This window comes from Variovorax sp. PDC80 (assembly GCF_900115375.1).
Taxonomy (GTDB): Bacteria; Pseudomonadota; Gammaproteobacteria; order Burkholderiales; family Burkholderiaceae_C; genus Variovorax.
Window position 1 is genome coordinate 1 of record NZ_FOWG01000019.1, and the last position, 21,318, is coordinate 21,318.

A 21,318-nucleotide genomic window follows, 5' to 3' on the forward strand; every position below is an offset into this window, starting at 1 on the left:
GCGAACTGGGCAACCTGCTCGCGCGCATCACCACCATCGACTGGTTCAACACGCTGGGCGAGTCGGTGACCATGGTCACGGGCCTGATCTTCGTGATCTGCGTGCTCGCCTTCCGCAAGGGAATCATGGGCGAGATCATCGCCTTCATCGATCGGCGTAAGGCGCGGTAGAAATCGGGATCGGACAGCCGTACGCAGAGGGCGCGAAGGTTTCGCAGAAGTCGCAGAAGAACAGCCAAAACTATGTGGGCCGCGCCTTGGTGGAGGTCGTGTCCCATGGGAGGACTTCCGGGCGCAACGGTAGCGCTCCAGCAGCCCACTTTTTTCGGTTCTCCTTTTGCGCTCTTCGCGAAACCTTCGCGCCCTCTGCGTACGGCTGTCCGCTTTCTAGAGTTTCAGAGGCGCCACATACCCCGTCATCTCCAGGTAGCCGCGCCCCAGGCGCCGGCCCTGGCCATCGAGCAGGTCGCTCAGGCCTTCCCAGTACACGCCGCCGGTCGAGCCGCGGCTGTCGAGCTCCTGGTCGTCGAGCAGCGCGCGCACCTCGAACTCGCCCGCGGGCGTGCGCACGCGCCATTGCACGGGGTAGCGCGCCTGCGTGCGCGGGCTGTTCCAGGAGCGGCCGGCCTCGAAGCGCACTTCGTCGGGTCCGAACACGCGCAGCGTGCCGTCGCCCGCGCGGAACGAACCGCCCGACCACAGCGCGCTGCCGTCGGCGCGGCGCAGGTGGAAGGCCGTGAGCGCGCCGCCGTCGTCGAGGTTCATGCCTATCCAGTCCCAGCCCACGGCCTCGGGATGCAGCAGCGCCTCGCTCCACTCGTGGTCGAGCCAGGCCTTGCCGCGCACCGCGAAGGGCCGGCCGTCGAGCACGATGCGGCCCTGTGCCGCGAGCTGCGGTTCGCTGTAGTAGTAGCTGGCCTGGGCCTCGTCGGGCCCCTTGCGTGACAGGCCCGCACGGCCCTGCAGCAGCACCGGCTGGGTGGGCGCGAAGCGCAGCTCGAGCGTGAAGCCGCTGGCGGGAATGCGCGCCGTGTAGCCGTCCGCGGCGCGCAGCAGCGACCAGTCGCGCAAACGCAGCGCGGTGTCGGTTTCGCTGGCCGAAGCCCCGCCGAGGCCCGCGCGCGCGATGCGCTGGTCGTGCCGTAGCGCGCGGCCCTCGAGGTCGGTGACGGCCGCGTGCGCGAACACCAGCTGCTGCGCCGCGAACTTCGAGCGCATGCCCTGCGTGGCATCGACGCGCGAGCGGAAGAAGGTGACCTGGAAGCCGAAGCCGCGGCCGCCCTCGGCCTGCGCATGGCCCGTGATGTACCACCACTCGGTGCGCAGTTCGGGATGGCTGCCGAAGTCGCGCGGGAACTGCAGCGTGCGCGGCGGCAGGGCCCAGGCGGGCGCGAGGCCTGAAGAGGCGGCGAGCGCCGCGAGCAGGAGGTCGCGGCGCGACAGGAGGGCGGGTGGCATGGCCGCACGAGTCTACAAGCGCCCTCGTCACGCGTTGTAACCCGCGCGCGGGCGAAAGCGATTACCGTGGGCCGGCCCATAAAAAGAAGGAGACGAGATCCATGAAGCGCACGCCCAGCCCGCGCCCTGTCGCGCGGCGCATCGCATCCCCCCGTTCCGGTTCCCTCGCCATGCGGCTTGTGCCGCTGGCCGCGCTGCTCGCGCTCGCGGGCTGCGCCTCGGGACCGCCCGCCGAAACACCGCAATCGACGAGTACACCGTCGCGCGCGCCCTCGTCCTTCGCCGTGCCCGGCCTCGAGAAGCCGGCCGAGGTGCTCGTCGACCGCTGGGGCGTGCCGCACCTCTATGCGGGCACGCTCTACGACGCCTTCGTCGCGCAGGGCTTCATCGCGGCGCGCGATCGGCTCTGGCAGATGGACCTGTGGCGCAAGCGCGGCCTCGGCGAGATGGCGCAGGACTTCGGTCCCGCCTGGGTCGAGAGCGACCGCGCCGCGCGTGCCGTGCTCTATCGCGGCGACATGTACCGCGAGTGGCTGGCCTACGGCTCCGACGCCAAGCGCGTGGCCGAGGCTTTCACGGCCGGCGTCAATGCCTACGTGGCGCAGGTGCGCGCGCAGCCCGACCTGCTGCCGCAGGAGTTCAAGCTGCTCGGTTACCAGCCCGCGACCAAGGGCCTGTTAACGCCATGCAAGGGGTCGCGCTGCTTCGCAAAGGGGCTGGGTGCAAGGCGCCTGCGCGCAGCAAGGCGTCCGCCTTGCAAGCGCGGGCAACGCCGCAGACGGCCCCTTTGCGAAGCAGCCCGGAGGGAAGCTCACCAGAGCCCGCCCCTCGGCGTTGCGCTCCTAGCGTGTGCGGACGCACACGCGTCGTCACGCGCCTTGATGGGCGGGCTCTGGTGAGCTTCGCGACCCCTTGCATGGCGTTAACAGGCCCTATCGCCCGAGGACGTGGTGCGCATCCGCCACCATGGCCTCACGCTCAACCTCACGTCCGAGATCGAACGCGCGCGCGCCTACTGCGCGGGCGGGCCCGGCATCAAGGCCGACTGGCTGCGGCGCGAGCTCGACCCGCCCGTCAACCCGCGCGTACCGCCCGGGCTCGATCCCTGCACCGTGCCCGCCGCCGAGCTGCGCGCGGCCTATCTGCGCGCCACCGAGGCACCGCAGTTCACCAAGGCCAACACGCCGTTGCCGCAGCAGGGCGCGGGCCCCGGCAGCTTCGCGGTGTCGCAGGCAGGCGACGAGGCACAGGCCGAGCAGGGTGACCCCACCGCCGCCTACGGCAGCAACAACTGGGTGATCGCGCCCAAGCTCAGCGCCACCGGCCGGCCAATCCTCGCGAACGATCCGCATCGCGCGCACGGCGCGCCGAGCCTGCGCTACATGACGCACCTGAGCGCGCCGGGCATGGATGCCATCGGTGCCGGCGAGCCCTTCCTGCCGGGCCTGTCGATCGGCCACAACGGCACCATCGCCTTCGGCCTCACGCGCTTCTACATGGACCAGGAGGACCTCTACGTTTACCAGCTCAACCCGCGCAATCCCAACGAGTACCGCTACCAGGGCCGCTGGGAGCCGATGCTGCGCGTGACCGAGCGCATCGCGGTCAAGGGCGAGCGCGTGCCGCGCGAGCTGGTCAACAGCTTCACGCGCCATGGGCCGGTGCTGCTGTCGGAGCCCGGCAAGCGCCGCGCCTATGCGCTGCGCGCGGCCTGGCTCGAGCCGGGCATGGCGCCGTACTTCGGTTCGATGGACCAGGGCCTGTTAACGCTATGCAAGGGGTCGCGAAGCTCGCCAAGGCCCGCCCATCAAGGCGCGTGACGCCGCGTGTGCGTCCGCACACGCAAGGAGCGCAACGCGGAGGGGCGGGCCTTGGCGAGCTTCCCTCCGGGTTGCCCCGCAAAGGGGCCGTCTGCGGCGTTGCCCGCGCTTGCAAGGCGCCAGCCTTGCTGCGCGCGGGCGCCTTGCATCCAGCCCCTTTGCGGGGCAACGCGACCCCTTGCATAGCGTTAACAGGCCCTGATGCGCGCGCAGAACTGGGACCAGTTCCGCGCCGCCATGAACCGCTGGGGCGCGCCCGGCGAGAACCAGGTCTATGCCGACCGCAACGGCAACATCGGCTGGATCCCCGGCGGCCTCACGCCGATCCGTCCGAACTGGGACGGCCTGATGCCGGTGCCGGGCGACGGCCGCTACGAGTGGTCGGGCTTCCGCAATGGCGACGAGCTGCCCTCCGAGTTCAATCCCGCGCGCGGCTACGTCGTGACCGCGAACGAGAACAACATCCCGAGCGAGCATCCGGCCGCGAAGAAGGGCATCGGCTACGAATGGAGCGACGCGGCGCGCGCACGGCGCCTGAAGGAGCTGTTCGCGGGCAAGGTGGCCGCGGGCCAGCGCTTCACGCTCGAGGATTCGCAGCGCATGCAGAACGACATCGTCGCCACGCCGGCGCAGCGCCTGCTCAAGCTGCTCGCGGGCCTGGGCAGCAGCGATGCGCAGACCGCGGCCGGCCTCGCGCTGCTGCAGGGCTGGGACGGCACCATGGACCGCGACAGCGCGGCCGCCGCGCTCTACGAGGTCTGGAGCAGCAAGCCGCTGCGCCAGGCCGTGCTCAAGGCCGGCGCGGGCGAATCGGCCGTGCAGTACGCGCTGCCGGGCGACAACACGCGCATGGTCCTGCTGCTCGAGAACCCCTTCGGCTGGGTCAGCAACGCGCAGCGCGATGCGATGCTGGTGCAGACCATCGCGCCCGCCATGCAGGAACTGAGCAACAAGCTCGGCCCCGATCCCGCGGCCTGGAAGTGGGGCGCGCTGCACCGCGCCGAGTTCCGTCATCCGCTCGGCGGCATCGTCGATGCGGCCACGCGCAGGAAGCTCGACGTGGGCGACTGGCCGATGTCGGGCTCGGCCTTCACGCCGATGGCCGCGAGCTACCGCGCGAGCGACTATCGGCTGACCTCGGGTGCGTCCTTCCGCATGGTGCTGGACGTGGGCAACTGGGATGCCTCGCGCGTCATCAACACGCCGGGCCAGTCGGGCAACCCCGACAGCCCCAACTACCGCGACCTCGCGCCGCTGTGGCTCGAAGGCAAGTACGTGCCGCTGGTCTACAGCCGCGCGGCCGTGGAAAAGGAAACGGTGGAGCGGATTCGTTTGACGCCCGCGCCGTGAAACCGCGCAGCGGGGCCTAGACTGCGCTTTTTTTGCATCGGGCCCGCACCATGACCTTCGACGAACTCCAGCGCCGACTCGCCGAGGTACCGGCGCGCCACAAGGAGATCTCGGTCATCGCGAGCCTCGACGACGAGCCCGCGCGGCCCAGCGCGCGCCTGCTCGACATCGCGCTGCGCGCCGCCTCGGCCGCGCGCGAGATCGCGCTGAGCGTCTACGATGGCCGCCCCTCGAGCGAGCCGCACTGGTTCGACACCTGGCCCGGCGAGCACTACCGCCTGCTCGCCGCGCTGGTGCGCACGCTGAAGCCGATGCGCGTCGTCGAGATCGGCACCTTCACCGGCATGGGCACGCTCGCGCTTGCGCAGGAATTGCCCGCGGGCGGCAGCGTGACCACCTTCGACCTGCATCCCTGGCACGGCTTCGAACAGACCTGGCTCGCGCCCGGCGATTTCGAGCAGGGGCGCGTGCGCCAGGTGCTGCACGACATCTCCGCGCCCGGCGGCATCGAGGCGCATCGCGCGCTGTTCGAGGCGGCCGACCTGGTCTTCGTCGACGGACCCAAGGACGGCCACACCGAGACGAGGATGCTCGACAACCTCGCCACGCTGAGATTGCCCGCGCATGCGCTGGTCGTGTTCGACGACATCCGCGTGATGAACATGGTCGCGACCTGGCGGCGCATCGCACGGCCCAAGCTCGATCTCACGTCGTTCGGCCATTGGAGCGGCACCGGCCTGATCGACTGGAACGCTTAGCGCAATCGGGTTGCATTGCCCGCGCGCGGCGATGCACGCATGCCGCGAAGTCTTCCGTATTCACTTCCCCTTGTCGCATGCAACGGCCGTTGCATGCGCATGACTTTTGGCACTGTTGGATGCGATGCGCGATGCATACGCTCGGTCCCCTTCGATGCATGGCCTGCGATGCCGCGCATCGGAATCCGACGCCGCTGCATTGCAGCCGCATTCATCGACCAGTTGCTACAGAGGGGGAGAGAACCCATGAGATTCAAATTTGCAGTGGCCGCCGTGGCGGTCGCATTGGCTGTTGCCGCGTGCGGCGGCGGGGGCGGAGGCTCGGGCTTCGGGTTCCTGCCGCCCGGCCAGAACGGCGGTGACCCCGGTGACCCGGGCGGCCCTGGCGGTCCCGGCACGCCCGCACGCAAGGATGCGAAGGTCACGGGCCGCGTGACCAATGCGCTCGACGGCGCCGGCATCGCGCAGGTCAAGGTCACGGCCGGCGGCGTCAGCGCCACGACCGCGGACGATGGCTCCTACACGCTCGAGGGCATCACCAACGGCGCCTCGGTGCTGCTGAGCTACGAGAAGAACGGCTTCGCACCGCAGAGCCGTTCGACCGCCGCGCTCGCGCCGGCCGAGGCCAGCACCGTCATCAACATCCCGATGCTGCCGGTGGCGTTCAGCGACACCTTCAACCCGGGCGCCGCGCGCGACCTCGCGGTGCCGGGCTCGACCGCCATGGTGCGCCTGCCCGCCAACGCGCTGCGCCGCGCCGACGGCAGCACGCCCACCGGCCAGGTCACCGGCCGCCTCACGCCGATCGCACCCGCGACCAACGTCAACCTGATGCCCGGCAACTACCTCGCGGCCACCAGCGGCGAGCCCGCGGCGATGGAGAGCTTCGGCGCGCTCGACGCCAGCTTCGTCGATGCGGACGGCGCACCGCTGCAGCTCGCGCAGGGCGTGAGCGCCACCGTGCGCATCGCGCCGTCGTCGCGCAGCGCCGCGCTGCCGCCGACGGTGCCGCTGTTCTTCTACAACACGGCCACGGGCCTGTGGGTGGAAGAGGGCAGCGCGAGCCTGCAGGGCACCGCGCCCAACCAGTACTACGAAGGCACGGTCACGCACTTCACGACCTGGAATGCCGACCAGATCTACAACACGGTGCGCGTCAACGGCTGCGTGCAGAACGCGGCGGGCGAACGCGTCGCCGGGGCGGTCGTGGCATCGGAAGGCAAGTCGTACAGCGGTGTCGGCTCGGCCGTCACCAATGCCAACGGCGAGTTCTCGGTGCCGGCCAAGCGCAGCAGTGAAGCCTTCGTGGTGGCGAGCAAGAATGCCGAACTCTCCAATGCGGCGAATGCGACGCTGGGCGACCAGGACATCACGCTCGGTGGGTGCCTCACGCTGACGAGCTCGGCCATGTCGATCAAGCTGACCTGGGGTGAACGGCCCTACGACCTCGATTCCCACACGATGGGCGCGAATGTCGGTGAAGAGGTCTACTACGCCAACAAGGGCTCGCTCGCGGCCGCGCCGTTCATCGGCCTTGACGTGGACGACGTGGACAGCTTCGGTCCCGAGTACACGACCTTCGCGAAGCTCGCGCGCAATCGCACCTACCGCTTCTTCGTCTACAACTTCTCCGACACCTACGACCCAGGTCAGACCGGATCGCCCGCGCGCGTGGAACTGAGCAACCGCGGCGCCCAGTCGGTCTTCTCGCCGCCGGCAGGCGAGGTGACGGATTCGACGCGCTACTGGCACGTCTTCGACCTGCGCACCGACGACAACTGCAACGCCACGGTCGTGCCGGTCCAGAAGTTCCTGGCCAACAAGCCGCCGGAAATCAACACCGACGCGAACGCCCAGTACTGCAACTGAGCGGCATGAAGGAGGGCCGGCGCGAGCCGGTCGTCTTCAGCCGATAAAAAGAAAAGGGAGCAGGGGGAAAAGGCGCGCAGACAAAGCGCCGGCAGGCACGGGACCGCGGACATCCGCAGGTCGCGTGCCTGCTTTTTTTTGCCCGCGCGAAGCGGCGCCTACCAGTCTTCCTTCACCGCCAGCACCGCATCCTTGCCGGCCGCGGCGCGCCCCGCCATCCACGCGGTGACGGTGCCCGCGGCCACCACGGCCGCGCACAGCGCGAGCAGCCGGCCCCAGGGCAGCAGCAGGTCCATGGTCCAGTGGAAGCTTTGCGGATTGACCACCTTCACCAGCACCACCGACACCGCGAGGCCCAGGCCCAGTCCGGCCACCGCGCCGATGGCGGTCCAGGCGGCGCCTTCGCCGGCCACCACCGCGAGCACCTGCGCGCGCGTGAAGCCCAGGTGCGCGAGCAGGCCGAATTCCTTGCGCCGCGCGAGCACCTGCGCGCTGAAGCTCGCGGCGATGCCGAACAGCCCGATCGCGATCGCCACCGCCTGCAGCCAGTAGGTCACGGCGAAGCTGCGGTCGAAGATGCGCAGCGAGACCGCGCGGATCTGCCCCACGGATGCGATCTCCACGTCCGAACCCCCGCGTTGCGCCGCCAGTGCGCGCACCGCTTCCTGCACCGCGCCTTCCGAGGCGCCGGGCGCGAGCCACAGCGCGACGTCGCTGACGTCGCGATCGCCGGTCAGGCGCTCGAAGTCGCGTGCCTCGATCGCGATGGCGCCGAACTGCCGCGCATAGTCGCGCCACACGCCGGCCACGAAGAAGGTGGCCGGTGCGCCGCCCACTGCGGGCGCCAGCGCGTTCGACAGCAGCGCGAAGACGCTGCCGGGCCTGGCGCCGTAGAGCTCGACCATCGGCTCGCTCACGTAGATGCCGATCTGTCCCTCGGGCACCGGCAGCGCGCGGCCCACCAGCGGCAGCGCCTGCGCCACGCCGCCTTCGAGGTGGCGCGAGATCAGGGTCACCGCGGGCTGCGCCGTATCGAGCTGCAGCGAGCGCGTGCGCAGCGTGCCGCTGCGTTCCACGCCGGGCAGCCGCGACAGCGCCTGCACGAGCTCGGGCGCGAAGGTCGCGGTGTCGGTGCTGCTCTCGGCGCCGCTGTTGCCGCCGCGCCCGCTCGAGGTGGCGCGCACGTAGAGGTCGGCCGGCAGCACGATGTCGAGCCAGTGCGTGACCGAGTCGCGGAAGCTCGCGACCATCACCGTGAGCGCGACCGCGAGGCTCAGGCTCGCGACCACGCCGCTGACCGCCACCGCCGCGGTGCCGCGCATGCGGCGCGCGCGCTCGATCGCGAGCATCGGCAGCACGCGGCGCGACAGCAGCGGTGCGATGCGGTCGTAGAGCAGCGCGATCAGCCAGGGCAGCGCGGTGATGCCGCCGACCAGCAGGCAGGCCACCGACAGGTAGGCCGCCACCGGCACGCCGCGGATCGCGGGCAGGTTGGCGAGCGCCACGCCCAGCGCGATCAGGCCCAGCGCCAGCCAGTGGCTGCGGCCCTGCGCGGGCGGCGCGCCCAGGCCCTTGAGCGTCTGCGCCTCGGGCAGCGCCTGCGCTGCGCGCGCCGGCCACCAGCCGCCCACCAGCGCGGCCGCCACGCCGAGCGCGCCGTAGAGCAGGGCCGAGGCGCTGCTCCAGTGCAAGGTGGGCGCCACGCCCTCGAAGTAGCCGCCGCCCAGGTCGCCGCCGAGCACGCGCAGCGCGACGTCGGCCAGCGCGGTGCCGAGCGCGAGCCCGGCCACGCTGCCGATCAGCCCGAGCACCAGCGACTCGGCCAGCACCAGCCGCAGCCGCTGGCGCGGCGTGAGGCCCAGCACGCCGAGCAGCGCGAACTGCTGCGCGCGCTTGGCGACGCTGAGCGCGAGCACCGAGAACACCAGGAAGGCGCCGGTGAACAGCGCCACCAGCGCCAGCACCGTGAGGTTGACGCGGTAGGCGCGCGAGAGGTTGCTCACGCGCTCGGCCGAATCGCCGGGCTCGGCGAACTGCAGGCCGGTGGGCCAGCCGGGCGTGGCCTGCAGCGCCGCGATGAAGGCCGCGCGGTCGGTGCCGGCGGCCAGCCGCAGGTCGATGCGGCTGAGCTGGCCGAGGCGGTCGAAGCGTTCCTGCGCGGTGGCGATGTCCATCACCGCGATCGCGCCGCCGCCGGCCGCCACGTGGCCGGCCACGCGCAGCCGCTGCCAGTCGGCGCCGCTGCGCAGCTGCACGCTCTCCTCGGCACCGGCCGGCGCCTGCGCGGGCAGGCCGAGCGCGCTGCGCGCGGCGGCGTTGAGGAACACCAGCCCCGGCGCGAACAGCGCGAAGCGTTCGGCGTTCGCATCGGGCTGCGGCATCAGCGCGGGCGCGATCGCGGGCAGCGCGAGCGCGTCGACGCCGATCGCGCGCAGCGGCACCTGCCGTTCCTCGCCATCGGGCGTTGCGGCGACCAGCGCGAGCGCCTGGAACTCGAGCACCGGGCTCGCGAGCGTCACCTGCGGATGGCGCGCCAGCGTCTCGAACACCGCCTCGTCGAAGCCGCCCTGCGGCGCGCGCAGTTCGAGGTCGGGCTGGCCGTTGACCGAGCGCACCGCGCTCGAGAACTCGTCGAGCGCGGAGGCGTTGATGAGCTGCACCGAGAACGCGAGCGCCACGCCCAGCATCACGGCCAGCACCGCCGCCGCGTTGCGCCAGGGATGGTGGCGCAGTTCCTGCCAGGAGAAGGTGGTGAGCAATGCACGCATGGGGCGATTGTGGCGGGGCGGGGCAAGGCCTTCGCGGCGTGGCACCATCCGGGCCTGTGTCCCTGCCCGAGGAATCGACGATGCGGCTTCTCTCCCGCGGCCCCCAAGCCTCGCTCCGGCGCCTGGCGCTGCTGTCCATGGCCTCGGCGCTGGCGCTGCTGCTGGCCGGCCCCGCCGCCGCGCAGTCGCCGCCCGGCGCCGCGCTCTCGCTCGCGAGCGACCCGGCCCTGATCGCGCGCACCGCGCTCGACGCCGAGCGCGGCACCGTGGTGGTGGGCCTGCTGCGCGGCGGCAAGGCCAGCTACGGCGCGGCCTACAACCCCGAGCCGCCGACGCCGCCGCGCGCGCTGTCTTCCGAGAGCGCCGAGCAGCCGATGTTCGAGATCGGCTCGGTCACCAAGGTCTTCACCGGCCTGCTGCTCGCGCAGGCGGTGGAGCGCGGCGACATGAAGCTCGACGACAACCTGGGCCAGCTGATGGCCGGCAAGATCAAGGCGCCGCTGTCGCCGGCGGTGGCCTCGGTCACGCTGCGGCAGCTGGTGACCCACACCGGCTGCATGCCGGTGATGGCCGACGGCGTGACCGGCGGCCCGGCGCTGGCCTCGCAGATGCGCGCCTTCGAACGCCAGGAGCTCTACGACGCGCTGCCGCGCATCAAGCTGCTGGGCGCCGCGCCGCCCTGCGCGGGCGCGTACAGCAACTACGGCATGGCGCTGGTCGGCCTGCTGGTGGCCGACCGCTACAACACGACCTGGAGCGAGCTGGTGCGCGCGCGCATCACCGAGCCGCTGGGCATGAACGACACCGTGATCCTGCTCGGCGACAAGGCCTCGCGCATGGCGCCGGCCTTCGCGGGCGACCGGCGCCAGTCGCTGCTCGACATGAAGGCCTATGCGCCGATCGCCGCGCTGCGTTCCACCGCGGCCGACATGATGGTCTTCAGCCGCGCCATCCTCGCCGGCGCCAGCGGTCCGTTCGGGCCGGCCGCGGTGCGGCTGCTCACGCCGCTGGCCAACTACGAGGGCGCCGAGATCGGCTATGCGGTGATGGTGCGCGGCGCCGAGGGCGCTCGTCGCACCTACTACCACGCGGGCGTCACCGAGGGCTACCGCACCCTGTGGCTGCTCGCGCCCGACACCGGCGAGGCCATGATCCTCCTGAGCAGCAACACGCGCGCGCCGCTGCAGCGCGTGATGCTGGCGATCGGCAAGAGCCGCTACCCGGTGCCCACGGTCGAGGTGCCGGTCGATGCCGACAAACTGGCCGAGTACCGCGGCGAGTACCGCGTCACCAAGTCCAAGTCGCTCGACTTCACCGTGCGCGGCGGCCGCCTGCTGGTGCGCGAGAGCGGCCGTGGCTACAACCCGCTCAAGCCGATCGGCACCGATCGCTTCACGGTGGGCGAGATCGGCGCGCAGGTCGTGTTCCAGCGCGAGGGCGGGCAGGTGGTGGGCGTGACGCTGTCGCAGGGCGGCGCGCAGGTCGTCGGGCGCAGGGCGCGCGAAGGCGCGCTGGTGGACTAGGGCCTCAGCGACGCTCGGCGGCGTCGAGCAACTGCTCGATCCACGCTGTCCGTATCGCGCCCGGCACGCGCGTGCCGTCGCCGAAGATCAGCGTGGGCGTGCCGCTCACGTCGTAGCGCTTGCCCAGTGCCGCGTTGCGCTGCAGCGCCGAGGCATCGCAGCGGCCCGCGGGCGTGCCGGGGTCGATGCTCTTCTCGATCCACTGCTCCCAGTTCATGGCCGGTCGGGCGCTGCACAGGATGTTGCGCGCCTTGGCCACCGATTCCTCGCCGAGCACCGGATAGAGGAAGACATGGACGGTGACGTTGCCGATCGCCTTCAGGTCCTTGTCGACGCGCTGGCAGTGGCCGCAGCGCGGATCGGAGAACACCGCGATGCGGCGCTTGCCGTTGCCATGGACCAGCGTGATCGCGTCCTGGAGCGGCAGCTTGTCGAAGTCGAAGCCCTCGACCTTCTTGAAGCGGCCCGTGACATCGTCGCGTCGGGTCTGGGCATGGCCAATGGTGGCGGTGGCGCTCCAGGTGCAGGTGGCGAGCAGAAGGCGGCGGCGGAGGTTCATCGAGACGGTCCCTGACATCGTTGTAAGCGTGGATGCGGTTCGGGCGCGCGGCGAAGGTTCCCGGACCGCGTGCGCATCAATGCACTGCGTCGTGCAAGGTGCGCATTTCGTCCGCGGCATGGCGCGGCCACAGCGCGAGACCGCCCGCGAGGCTCCAGGCCTGCGCATGGCCGAGGCGGCGCAGCGCGTGTGCCGCCTGCGCGCTGCGGTTGCCGCTGCGGCAGAAGAACAGGATCGGCGTTTCGCCCGGCAGCGCCAGCCAGTCGGGCAGGGCGTTGAGCAGCCGCGAGAGCGGCACGGCCTGGCGTCGCGCGGCATCGAGCACGCCGGGCTGGCCGAGCCGCTGCTCGTAGGGCTCGCGCACGTCGACCAGCAGCAGGCCCGGATGCTTGCGCAGCAGCGCGGCCGAGGCCTCGGGCGACAGCTCGGGCGTGCCGCTGCCGGCACAGCGGTCGACCCGCGCGCCGCAGGCCATGGTCCGGTACTCGGTGAGCCCGAGGTCGCGCTCGAGCGCCGCCTTCGCGCTCGCGAAGCCCTCCGCGTCGAGGTGGCCGTCGAGCACGTCGTCGAGCAGCGGCTGGGCCATGCGCTCGGTGACCAGCGTGCTCGCGAAGCGGTCGTCGTAGTCGTGGCCCGGCAGCAGCAGCGTGTCGGGCTTGAGGGCGCGCTGCAGCTTCAGCAGCGACGGGCCGAAGGCCAGCGGCCGGCTTTGCGCGAAATCGCTGCGGCCCAGCGCGCCGGGCATCACGGTGTCGCCGACGAAGGCCAGGCGCAGCCCCTTGGCGTCGCGCAGCAGGTAGACGGTGGAGTCGGCGGTGTGGCCCGGCACGGCCAGCCGCGTGAGGCGCAGCGCGCCGAGCGCGATCTGCGTCGCGCCTTCGGGCCAGCCGAGCGCATCCACCGCGCCCGGTGCCAGCTGCCGCGCCGGCACGGCGGCGCGCAGTTCGGGCCCCGAGGAGGCATGGTCGCCATGGCTGTGGGTGTCGAGCACGGCCGCCAGCGTGTAGCCGTGGCAGCCCAGCCATTGGGTCAACTGCGCGTTCAGTTCGGGCAGCGGATCGATGACCACGCAGCGCCGGCTCTGGTCATCGGCCAGCAGGTAGCAGCAGGCGCCGTCCACCACGAAGCGGGTCAGGCGCTCGGGTGGCTGCGCCTCGTTCTGCGGCACCTGGCCCAGGCAGCTCTGGCGCAGCGACTCGCCGCAGGCGCGGATGCGTGCGCAGGCCTCGTCGATGAAGGCATCGTCGCTGGCCGGACCGAAGGACAGCCGCACCGCCGACGCGGTCTGCCAGGCGGGCAGCCCCATCGCCTCGAGCACGTAGCTGGGCCGGGCCTTGGCGGCGCCGCAGGCCGAGCCGCCGCTCACGCGCATGTCGGCCGCGTCGAACAGGTCCAGCAGCAGCTTGGAGCTCAGGCCCGGCACCGAGAAGTTCAGCGTGGTCGGCAGGCACAGCGCGCTCGGCGCATTGAAGACCAGGCCCGGGAAAGCCTCGGCCAGCGCGGCGGCCAGGCGATCGCGGCAGGCCGCGAGCGCGTCGGCGCGGCGGAAGGTGAAGCCTTCTTCCAGCGCGGCCAGCACCGCGCCGAGCGCGGCGATGCCCGACATGTTCTCGGTGCCCGAGCGCAGCGAATTCTCCTGGCCGCCGCCGGCCATCAGCGGCGTGAACGGCGCGCCCTCGCGCACGTAGAGCAGGCCGATGCCCTTGGGCGCATAGAGCTTGTGGCCCGAGAAGGGCGCGTAATCGATCGGTCGCTCGCCCAGGCGCAGCGGCAGCTTGCCGAGCGCCTGCACGCTGTCGACCATCCACAGCGCCGGGCTGCAGACCAGCGCGGCCGCGATGCCGTCGAGGTCGCTGACCACGCCGGTCTCGTTGTTGGCGGCCATGGTGCAGACCATGCCGGCGCGCGGCGCGTGCGCGCGCAGCCAGTCCAGGTCGTGGCGGCCGTTGCGGCCCACGGGAATCGCCAGCACCTCGAGGTCGAGGCCCAGCAGCGCGTTCCAGTGGCGCAGCGCCTCGGGCACGGCCTTGTGCTCGGTGGCGCCGTAGAGCAGCAGCTCGGGCACGCTCTCTCCGGCCTGGCGCCGCGCGCGCAGCGCGTTCAGGGCCGACAGCACGGCGGTCTGGATGCCCTCGGTCGCGCCGCTGAGGAACAGCAGCCGCCCCGTGGGCGCGCCGATCGCGCGGCGGGCGCGCTCGCGCACCGCGTCCATCAGCGCCCGGGCCTTGAGGCCGGTGTTGTGGATGCTGCTGGGGTTGCCGAAATCGCCGGCCATGGCGGCCAGCGCGGCGTCGCGGGCCTGGGGCAGAACGGGGGTGGTGGCGTTGGCGTCGAGGTAGATGTCCATGCCTCGATTCTGCGAAGCCGCGACAGGAAAAGGCTTGCGTTGTAGACTCGATTTCCCTGGGTTTTGAGAATCAGATTCTATTTTTCATGGAAAAGATAAAACTGGACGCCATAGACAGGAAGATTCTCGAGCTGCTGCAGCTCGACGCCGGGCGCCAGATCGCCGATCTCGCGAGCCAGGTCGGCCTGTCTCAGACGCCGTGCTGGCGCCGCATCCAGCGGCTCAAGGAGGCCGGCGTGATCACGCGCAACGTGATGCTGGTCGATCCGCAGAAGGTCAACGTGGGCGTGACGGTGTTCGTCGCCGTGCGCACCAGCACCCACACGCAGGCCTGGTTCGATCGCTTCAAGGCCGTGGTCGACGTGATCCCCGAGATCGTCGAGTTCTATCGTATGAGCGGCGAGATCGACTACCTGCTGCGCGTGGTGGTGCCCGACATCGCGGCCTACGACAAGGTCTACAAGCGGCTGATCGCCGACACCGAGCTGTTCGACGTCAGCTCCAGCTTCGCGATGGAGGAGATCAAGTTCACGACCGCGCTGCCGCTGTCGTACGCGCAGTAGCCAAAAGGATCAGGCCGGATGGGCGAGCGCGAACAGCGCGCGCGCCATCGCGTCGATCTCGTCGCGCATCGTGAGCGTGGCCAGCCATGGCACCGGAATGCCCGCCACGCCGTGGAAGGCGCCCGCGAGCTGGCCGCAGATCGCGGCCGTGGTGTCGGCGTCGTCGCCGAGGTTGGCGGCCGCGAGGATCGCCTCCTCGAAGGAGTCGGCCTGCGCGAAGCACCACAGCGCCGCCTCGAGCGATTCCACGCAATAGCCCGAGCCCTTGATCGCATCGCGCGGCTTGTCGCGCCAGCGGCCCGCCGCGAGCGCGGCCGCGCCGGGGCTCGGTGCTTCGCCGAGGTCGCGCGGCGCGAGGATCGACGCCTTGTCCTCGCCGCGCAGCGCGGCCTGCAGCTGCAGCGCGAACAGGCGCGAGCAGGCGATGGCCTCGGCCGCGCCGTGCGTGGTGCGCGTGCTGTCGGCGGCAAGCCGCAGCAGTGCGGGCGTATCGGCCACGCCGAACATCGCGAACATCGCGACCGGCGCGAGCCGCATCAGCGCGCCGTTGCCGGCGGTGCGCGGATCGGGATCGCCCGCGAAGGGATCGCCGTTCGCGAGGTAGCGCGACAGCGCCTTCGACACCGTGATGCCGATGTCGAAGCAGCGGCCGTTGCTGCTCATGTAGCCCACGCTGCGCCAGTTGCAGTAGCGGTTCATCTGGTCGACGGCATCGAAGCCGCGGCAATGGATCAGGCTGGCCGCGAGGCACAGCGCCATCGAGGTGTCGTCGGTCCATTCGCCGGGCGCGAGGCCGAAGGGCCCGCCGCCCTGCATGCCGGTGACGGGCACGAAGCTGCCGCGCGGGCTGAATTCCACGCGCGTGCCCACGGCATCGCCGCAGGCCAGGCCGAGCAGGGCGCCGCGGAAGCGGTCTTCGGTCGAGACAGCCATGGCCTCAACCCGCCCGTAGCTGGTCGCGCACGGCCATGAGCGCGAAGCCCAGCAGGTTCTGGCCGCGCCAGCGCGCCGGCTCGCGCGCATCCGCATGGCTCGCGGCCATGCCGATGCCCCAGATCGCGTCGTAGGGACTGGCCTCCACCAGCACCTGCTCGCCCGTGCGCAACAGGTATTCGCCCATCGCCGCGTGCTGCGAGAACTTCGCGAGGTTGCCCTGCATGACCAGGTCGAAGGCCGCGTGCTTCCAGGCCGTGTCGTCGAAGCCGCGCACCGCGCGGCCCAGCTTCTTGGCCTCGGCCGGCGTGCGCGCGGCGAGCACCTGACCCAGGACCTCGGTGTCGCCGAACAGCCGCGCCTTGCCGGCCATCATGAAGTGCTCGGCCGTCGCGTAGCGCACGCCCTCGGTCTCGAACGGCGCCTCGAACCATTGGCTGAAGCAGCCCTTGCCGGCGCTGCCGTCCTTCTCGGGCTGGTGGCCCCAGAACAGCAGGTAGCGGGGGTCGAAGCCTTGGGCGATGCGGTCGATCAAAGCGGTGCGGGTGTGGCGGTGGATGGTCTCGTTGCTCATCGTGTTTCCTCGTCGGTGGCTTTCTGCAGGCTCCGGTCGTCGTCGGGCAGGAGGTCGAGGGGGTGCTCCTCGGGTGTCCGCAGTTCGGGGTCCTGGTTGTGTTGTGCATGCGGCCGCTGCGCGTCCACGAAGGCGCGCATGTCGATCACCTCGAGCAGTTCCTCGTGCGCGAAGGCCGCGAGCGTGCGCCCGCGCAAGCCCAACTGGATCGCGCGGCGTTCGAGCTTCGCGCCGTTGGGCGCATGGTCGGGATCCCATTGCAGCCGCACCTCCGAACGTCCCACCGCGGCCTGCCAGGCATCGCGGTCGGCGAAGCGCGCGGGATCGAAGATCGAGGGCACGGCCTCGCGCACCACCCGTTCGAAGAACGCGCGTCGCAGCCGCAGGCCGAGCGTGACTTCCTGGCCCGGCTTCGTGCCCCAGCCCGAGCGGTACATCATCCAGAGGAAGTTCGGCTTGATCCAGCTCATGCGCGCGAGGCTGAAGTCGGGGCCGTCGAGCCGGCCGTGCGCGATCGCGTACTCGCCGATCGCGGGCCGGTAGGCCTGGTAGACGACGACCGATCGCGCGTCGTGGTGGGCGAGGATGACGCGGCCGTTGCGGGGCCAGCGTTCGCATTGTTCGAGGTGTCGCTGCACGGGCAGCGGAGTGATGCGGATGTCGTTCATTCTTGATTTCCCTTGTTGTTGTTCTGATGGTTGCTCTGTACAACTAATTGAGGGTTGTATAGTACAACTAATCGATCTCGAGTCAAGCCACCCGTGTCCACATCCCCGTCCACATTCCCCGCGCTGACTTTCCCCCGCCCCCTCGTCACCGTCGACGTGGCCATGTTCACCGTGCTCGACGACGCGCTGCAGGTGCTGCTGGTGCGCCGCCCCGCCGACAGCGCCGAGCCCTATCCGGGACGCTGGGCGCTGCCGGGCGGCTTCGTGAATGTCGACGAGGACGCCACGCTGCTCGACTGCGCGCTGCGCAAGCTGCGCGAGAAGACCGGCGTGGTCACGCCCTACCTCGAGCAGCTCGGCAGCTGGGGTGGGGCGAAGCGCGATCCGCGCGGCTGGTCGGCCACGCATTGCTTCTATGCGCTGATCCCGGCGCAGGCGATGCAGCTGCGCGGCGGCGCCAACGCGGCCGAGGTGGCGTGGTTCGAGGTCGAGGCGGCGCTGCGCAAGCGGCTGGCCTTCGACCATGGCGAGCTGCTCGCGGCGGCGGTGGCGCGGCTGCGCAGCAAGGTCGAATACACCTCGCTGCCGGCCTTCCTGCTCGAGGAGCCGTTCACGTTGCCGGCGCTGCAGCACACCTACGAGGTCGTGCTCGGGCGCCCGGTCGACAAGAGCGCGTTCCGCAAGCGCATGCTCGACGGCGGCTTCATGGAGGAGGCCGGCATGCTCGCGGGCGGGCCGGGTCGCCCGGCGATGAGCTACCGGCTGCGCGACCGCTCGCAGGCGGCACTGTTTCCGCGTACCTTCAATGCCCGGCCCGACGCGGGCTGAGCGCGCCGCGCCTCACAGGCGCAGCATCATCGCGCCGAGGTAGGTGCGCACCGCCGCGCTGCTCGCGAGGCCGATCGCGCGCTCGTAGGCCTGGCGTGCCGCGGCACGCGCGCCGCCGGCCGCCAGCAGGTGCGCGCGCGCGGCCCAGAAGGGCTGGTAGTTCGCGACGTCCTCGGCGGGGATCGCATCGAGCGTGCGCAGGCCCGCGTCGGGTCCGCGCGCGTTGGCCAGCGCGCAGGCCAGGCTCACCTGCGCGCCGATGCTCGGCCGCAGCGCCAGCAGGCCCTCGTAGAGCGACACCAGCGCTTCAGGCGGCACCGGCGCGCCGACGCGGCGCTCGCAGTGCGCCGACTGGATCGCGGCCTCGAGTTGGTAGGCGCCCAGGCGCTGCATGGCCGAGGCGCGGCGCAGGCAGGCCTCGGCCTCGGCGAGCAGGTCGGGGTCCCAGCGCGCGGTGTCCTGCTGGTCGAGCGGCACATAGGCGCCGGTGTCGCTGCGGCGCGCCTCGGCGCGGCTCTCGCAGAACAACATCAGCGCGAGCAGCCCCAGCGGCTCCGGCTCCTCGGGCATCAGCGCGCAGAGGATGCGGCCGAGGTCGATGGCCTCGGTGGTCAGGCCGTCGGGCCGCGCGTCGGCGCCGTCGACGTCGTCCCAGCCGGTGCCGTAGGCGGCATAGATGCCGTCGAGCACGTCCTGCAGCCGCTGCGGCAGCTCGCGCTGCTGCGGGTATTCGAAGGGCACGCGGGCGCTGCGGATGCGCGTCTTGGCGCGCACCAGCCGCTGGCTCAAGGTGGCGGGCGAGGTGAGGAAGGCGCCGGCCATGCGCGCGGCATCGAGGCCCAGCACGGTCTGCAGCATCAGCGGCGTGCGCGCGGCGGCGTCGATGGCCGGATGGGCGCAGACGAAGAACAGGCGCAGCCGGTCGTCGGGCACCGCATGGCCCTCGGCCTCGGCGGTGTCCATCTCGCCGGCCAGCAGCAGCAGGGTCTGGGTGGCGTCGTCCTGCACGCGGGTGTGTCGCCAGGCATCGAGCCGGCGGTTGCGCGCGACGCTCAGCAGCCAGGCGTCGGGCCGTTCGGGCACGCCGTCGGCCGGCCAGCGCTCGAGCGCGCGCGCGAAGGCATCGGCCAGCGCGTCCTCCGAGCCGGCGATGTCGTGCGTGCGTGCCGAGAGGATCGCGAGCAGCCGGCCATAGGACTGGCGGGCCGCTCGCTCGGCAGCCTCGCGGGCGGCCGTGTCGTTCATGGCGCGTGCCTCGGCGGCCTCAACCGCCCTGGGCGCTGGCGGTGAAGGCCGGACGGACTTCCACGCCGCCGGTGGCGGCGCAGGGCGCGCGCGCGGCCCATTCGAGCGCGGCGTCGAGGTCGGGGACGTCGATCACGAAGTAGCCGCCGAGCTGCTCCTTGGTGTCGGCGAAGGGGCCGTCCTGCACCTGGCGCTTGTCGCCGCGGATGCGCAGGGTGGTGCCGGTCATCGGCGGCATCAGGCCGTGGCCGCCGAGCGCGAGGCCCGACTGGCGCACCGCGTCGGCGTAGGCCACCCAGCTCGCGCGCCGGGCCTGGGCGGACGCATCGTCGCGCTGCTCGAATTCGGCAGGCGTCTGATAGAACAAAAGCATGTACTGCATGGTGCAACTCCGTCATGAAAAGCGGACCGAGCAAGATCGCTCACACCAATGACGGCCGGCCAACCGGCATTTCGACAGCGAGTTGCATATTCTTTTACGACCCGGCCGGCAGCGCAATGCCGGTCGCCCGTACCTTCAGCCTGGGCGCGATGCGGCCGGCCGAATAGATCTTCGACGCGAAGTTGCTGTTGCTGCTGCGCTTCGGCGCGCTCGGCAGGCTCGTGCCGTGGCACGAGGTCTGCCTGCCGGTGGCGGACGCGGCCTGAGCCGCGTCGCTCGGGCTCAGGCCGCCCGGGCCTGTTCCTTCGGCGCGAACATCGCCTCGAGTTCGCTGCGCAGCTTGAAGGCGTGGGTGCCGGTGTCCATCGCCACGTCGGCCCAGGTCAGGCTCTGGCCCTTGCGCACCGGGCGCACCAGCTTGATGCCGTGCGCCAGCCCCAGCGGCAGGCCGCCGATGCGCAGCGAGCGCTCGGCCGGCAGCAGCTTGCCCCAGACCGTGTAGCCGCCTTCGCCGTCGAGCAGCTCGCCGGGCGCGAGGTCGCGCTTGGCGGTGGCGACCACGTCGGCGTTCCAGCAGGTGGCCACGCCCGTGGGTTCGCCGCGCAGCGCCACGCTCGCGACCGACAGGCCGACCTCGAGCCCGATCAGGTGCCAGCGCTTGTAGAGCGTGAAGTAGCGCCCGCTCGGGTCGGTGTGGGCGTTGTATTCCTCGAAGCAGTTCTTGATGTAGTCGGTCTCGGCCTCGACCGTGACCCACACGCCCATGCGGATGTCGTAGGGGATCTTCCGGCCGTCGGCCTCGAGCGAGGAGACCACCTCGACCATGCCCTTGCGCTCGAGCACGCCGCCCTCGCTGCGCGGGCGGGTCACGAACGGGATGTCCTCCACGCTGGCCGGCGGATAGAGCAGGCCGTCGGAGGGCACGCCCAGCCCGGTGGCATTGGCCACGGCCGAGCTCTCGATCGAGGGCTTGGAACCGTCGAGGAAGCTGTTGAACATCTTCGGGTTGAGCCCGCCGCGCTGCGCCTGCTCGGGCGTGAGGCCGTAGTTGCCCCAGACGGTCTCGGGCGTCGATTCGCTGAAATGCGGCAGCCACTTGTGGCCGCGCCCGGCCGCCACCACCGGAAAGCCGCAGGTGCGGGCCCAGTCCACCAGGTCGCAGATCAGCGCGGGCTGGTCGCCGAAGGCCAGCGAATAGACCACGCCGGCCTGCTGCGCGCGGCGCGCCAGCAGCGGGCCGCAGAAGGCATCGGCCTCGACCGTCACGTTGACCACGTGCTTGCCGTGCGCGAAGGCGTCGAGGCAGTGGTCGACCGCGGCCACGGGGTTGCCGGTGCACTCGACCACGATGTCGATCGAAGGCTCGCGCGTCACGGCCTGCCAGTCCTCGGTGATCCAGGTGGCGCCGGACTTCAGCGCTTCCTGCACCGAAGTTGCGTTGGCGCGCGCGGCCTCCCAGCCCACGCGCTCGAGGTTGGCGCGCGCGGCCGCGGGCGAGAGGTCGGCGATCGCGACCAGCTGCACGCCCGGCGTGCGCGGGATCTGCGCGAGGTACATCGAACCGAACTTGCCGGCGCCGATCAGGCCGATGCGGATCGGGCGGCCTTCGGCGGCGCGCTGCTGGAGTTTCTGGTGGAGGCTCATGGAAGGGGGGTGGTCTCGGTGGTTCTTCTT

15 protein-coding genes and 4 pseudogenes are annotated in these 21,318 nt (G+C 71.3%); 9 read left to right on the top strand and 10 right to left on the bottom strand.

Annotated elements, in window-relative coordinates; all coding sequences use genetic code 11:
* Positions 1-170: pseudogene (locus BM109_RS41720) on the top strand (branched-chain amino acid ABC transporter permease); the annotation flags it as partial.
* Between the two features lie 216 nt (positions 171-386).
* On the opposite strand, the gene BM109_RS36940 reads toward BM109_RS41720, so the two are convergent.
* A complete protein-coding gene (locus BM109_RS36940; protein WP_093354490.1) occupies positions 387-1,457 on the bottom strand; it encodes a lipocalin-like domain-containing protein in 1,071 nt (356 codons plus the stop codon).
* Positions 1,458-1,558: 101 nt separating this feature from the next.
* Here BM109_RS36940 and BM109_RS36945 point away from each other — a divergent pair.
* The 5 genes and pseudogenes from BM109_RS36945 to BM109_RS36965 all read left to right on the top strand — a co-directional run.
* Positions 1,559-2,122, top strand: a pseudogene (locus BM109_RS36945) (penicillin acylase family protein); the annotation flags it as partial.
* A 276-nt stretch (positions 2,123-2,398) separates the two neighbouring features.
* Positions 2,399-3,211, top strand: a pseudogene (locus BM109_RS36950) (penicillin acylase family protein); the annotation flags it as partial.
* A 264-nt stretch (positions 3,212-3,475) separates the two neighbouring features.
* Positions 3,476-4,627 (top strand): annotated as a pseudogene (locus BM109_RS36955) (penicillin acylase family protein); the annotation flags it as partial.
* A gap of 50 nt (positions 4,628-4,677) precedes the next feature.
* Entirely contained in the window at positions 4,678-5,385 is a 708-nt protein-coding gene (locus BM109_RS36960; RefSeq protein WP_093354493.1) for an O-methyltransferase, read from the top strand.
* A 246-nt stretch (positions 5,386-5,631) separates the two neighbouring features.
* A complete protein-coding gene (locus BM109_RS36965) occupies positions 5,632-7,254 on the top strand; it encodes a carboxypeptidase regulatory-like domain-containing protein (RefSeq protein WP_177239557.1) in 1,623 nt (540 codons plus the stop codon).
* A 158-nt stretch (positions 7,255-7,412) separates the two neighbouring features.
* Here BM109_RS36965 and BM109_RS36970 read toward each other — a convergent pair whose 3' ends face one another.
* The gene (locus BM109_RS36970) at positions 7,413-10,022 is read right to left on the bottom strand and encodes an FtsX-like permease family protein (protein ID WP_177239558.1); all 2,610 of its coding nucleotides are present in this window, start codon (positions 10,020-10,022) and stop codon (positions 7,413-7,415) included.
* Positions 10,023-10,102: 80 nt separating this feature from the next.
* Here BM109_RS36970 and BM109_RS36975 point away from each other — a divergent pair, with 80 nt between their 5' ends.
* The gene (locus BM109_RS36975) at positions 10,103-11,545 is read left to right on the top strand and encodes a serine hydrolase domain-containing protein (protein WP_256223028.1); all 1,443 of its coding nucleotides are present in this window, start codon (positions 10,103-10,105) and stop codon (positions 11,543-11,545) included.
* Between the two features lie 4 nt (positions 11,546-11,549).
* Here BM109_RS36975 and BM109_RS36980 read toward each other — a convergent pair whose 3' ends face one another.
* Positions 11,550-12,104 carry a DsbC family protein gene (locus tag BM109_RS36980; RefSeq protein ID WP_093354505.1) on the bottom strand — a complete coding sequence of 185 codons (555 nt, stop codon included), beginning with the start codon at positions 12,102-12,104 and terminating at the stop codon, positions 11,550-11,552.
* Positions 12,105-12,180: 76 nt separating this feature from the next.
* On the bottom strand, positions 12,181-14,451 hold the full coding sequence (locus BM109_RS36985) for an aminotransferase class V-fold PLP-dependent enzyme (protein ID WP_093354508.1): 2,271 nt from the start codon (positions 14,449-14,451) through the stop codon (positions 12,181-12,183).
* A 101-nt stretch (positions 14,452-14,552) separates the two neighbouring features.
* Between BM109_RS36985 and BM109_RS36990 the strand changes: the two genes are divergently transcribed.
* On the top strand, positions 14,553-15,014 hold the full coding sequence (locus BM109_RS36990; protein WP_064262233.1) for an Lrp/AsnC family transcriptional regulator: 462 nt from the start codon (positions 14,553-14,555) through the stop codon (positions 15,012-15,014).
* A 9-nt stretch (positions 15,015-15,023) separates the two neighbouring features.
* Here BM109_RS36990 and BM109_RS36995 read toward each other — a convergent pair whose 3' ends face one another.
* The 3 genes from BM109_RS36995 to BM109_RS37005 are packed head-to-tail and all read right to left on the bottom strand — an operon-like array spanning position 15,024 to position 17,189.
* Positions 15,024-15,947: an ADP-ribosylglycohydrolase family protein gene (locus BM109_RS36995; protein ID WP_093354513.1), complete on the bottom strand. Its 924-nt coding sequence runs from the start codon at positions 15,945-15,947 to the stop codon at positions 15,024-15,026.
* A gap of 4 nt (positions 15,948-15,951) precedes the next feature.
* Positions 15,952-16,521, bottom strand: coding sequence for an NADAR family protein (locus BM109_RS37000; RefSeq protein WP_093354515.1), 570 nt, complete (start codon positions 16,519-16,521; stop codon positions 15,952-15,954).
* A complete protein-coding gene (locus BM109_RS37005) occupies positions 16,518-17,189 on the bottom strand; it encodes a DUF4291 domain-containing protein (protein ID WP_093354518.1) in 672 nt (223 codons plus the stop codon). Before BM109_RS37005 ends, BM109_RS37000 begins: the two co-directional genes overlap by 4 nt.
* Before the next feature lie 162 nt (positions 17,190-17,351).
* Between BM109_RS37005 and BM109_RS37010 the strand changes: the two genes are divergently transcribed.
* Positions 17,352-18,017: an NUDIX hydrolase gene (locus BM109_RS37010; protein WP_371269417.1), complete on the top strand. Its 666-nt coding sequence runs from the start codon at positions 17,352-17,354 to the stop codon at positions 18,015-18,017.
* A gap of 12 nt (positions 18,018-18,029) precedes the next feature.
* Here the strand turns inward: BM109_RS37010 and BM109_RS37015 are convergent, their stop codons facing one another.
* The 3 genes from BM109_RS37015 to BM109_RS37025 form a co-directional block, all read right to left on the bottom strand.
* On the bottom strand, positions 18,030-19,262 hold the full coding sequence (locus BM109_RS37015) for an RNA polymerase sigma factor (RefSeq protein ID WP_093354523.1): 1,233 nt from the start codon (positions 19,260-19,262) through the stop codon (positions 18,030-18,032).
* 19 nt (positions 19,263-19,281) lie between these two features.
* Positions 19,282-19,644: a YciI family protein gene (locus tag BM109_RS37020; RefSeq protein WP_093354525.1), complete on the bottom strand. Its 363-nt coding sequence runs from the start codon at positions 19,642-19,644 to the stop codon at positions 19,282-19,284.
* 282 nt (positions 19,645-19,926) lie between these two features.
* Positions 19,927-21,288, bottom strand: a complete 1,362-nt coding sequence (locus BM109_RS37025; RefSeq protein ID WP_093354527.1) for an NAD(P)H-dependent oxidoreductase — start codon at positions 21,286-21,288, stop codon at positions 19,927-19,929.
* Positions 21,289-21,318 lie beyond the last annotated feature (30 nt).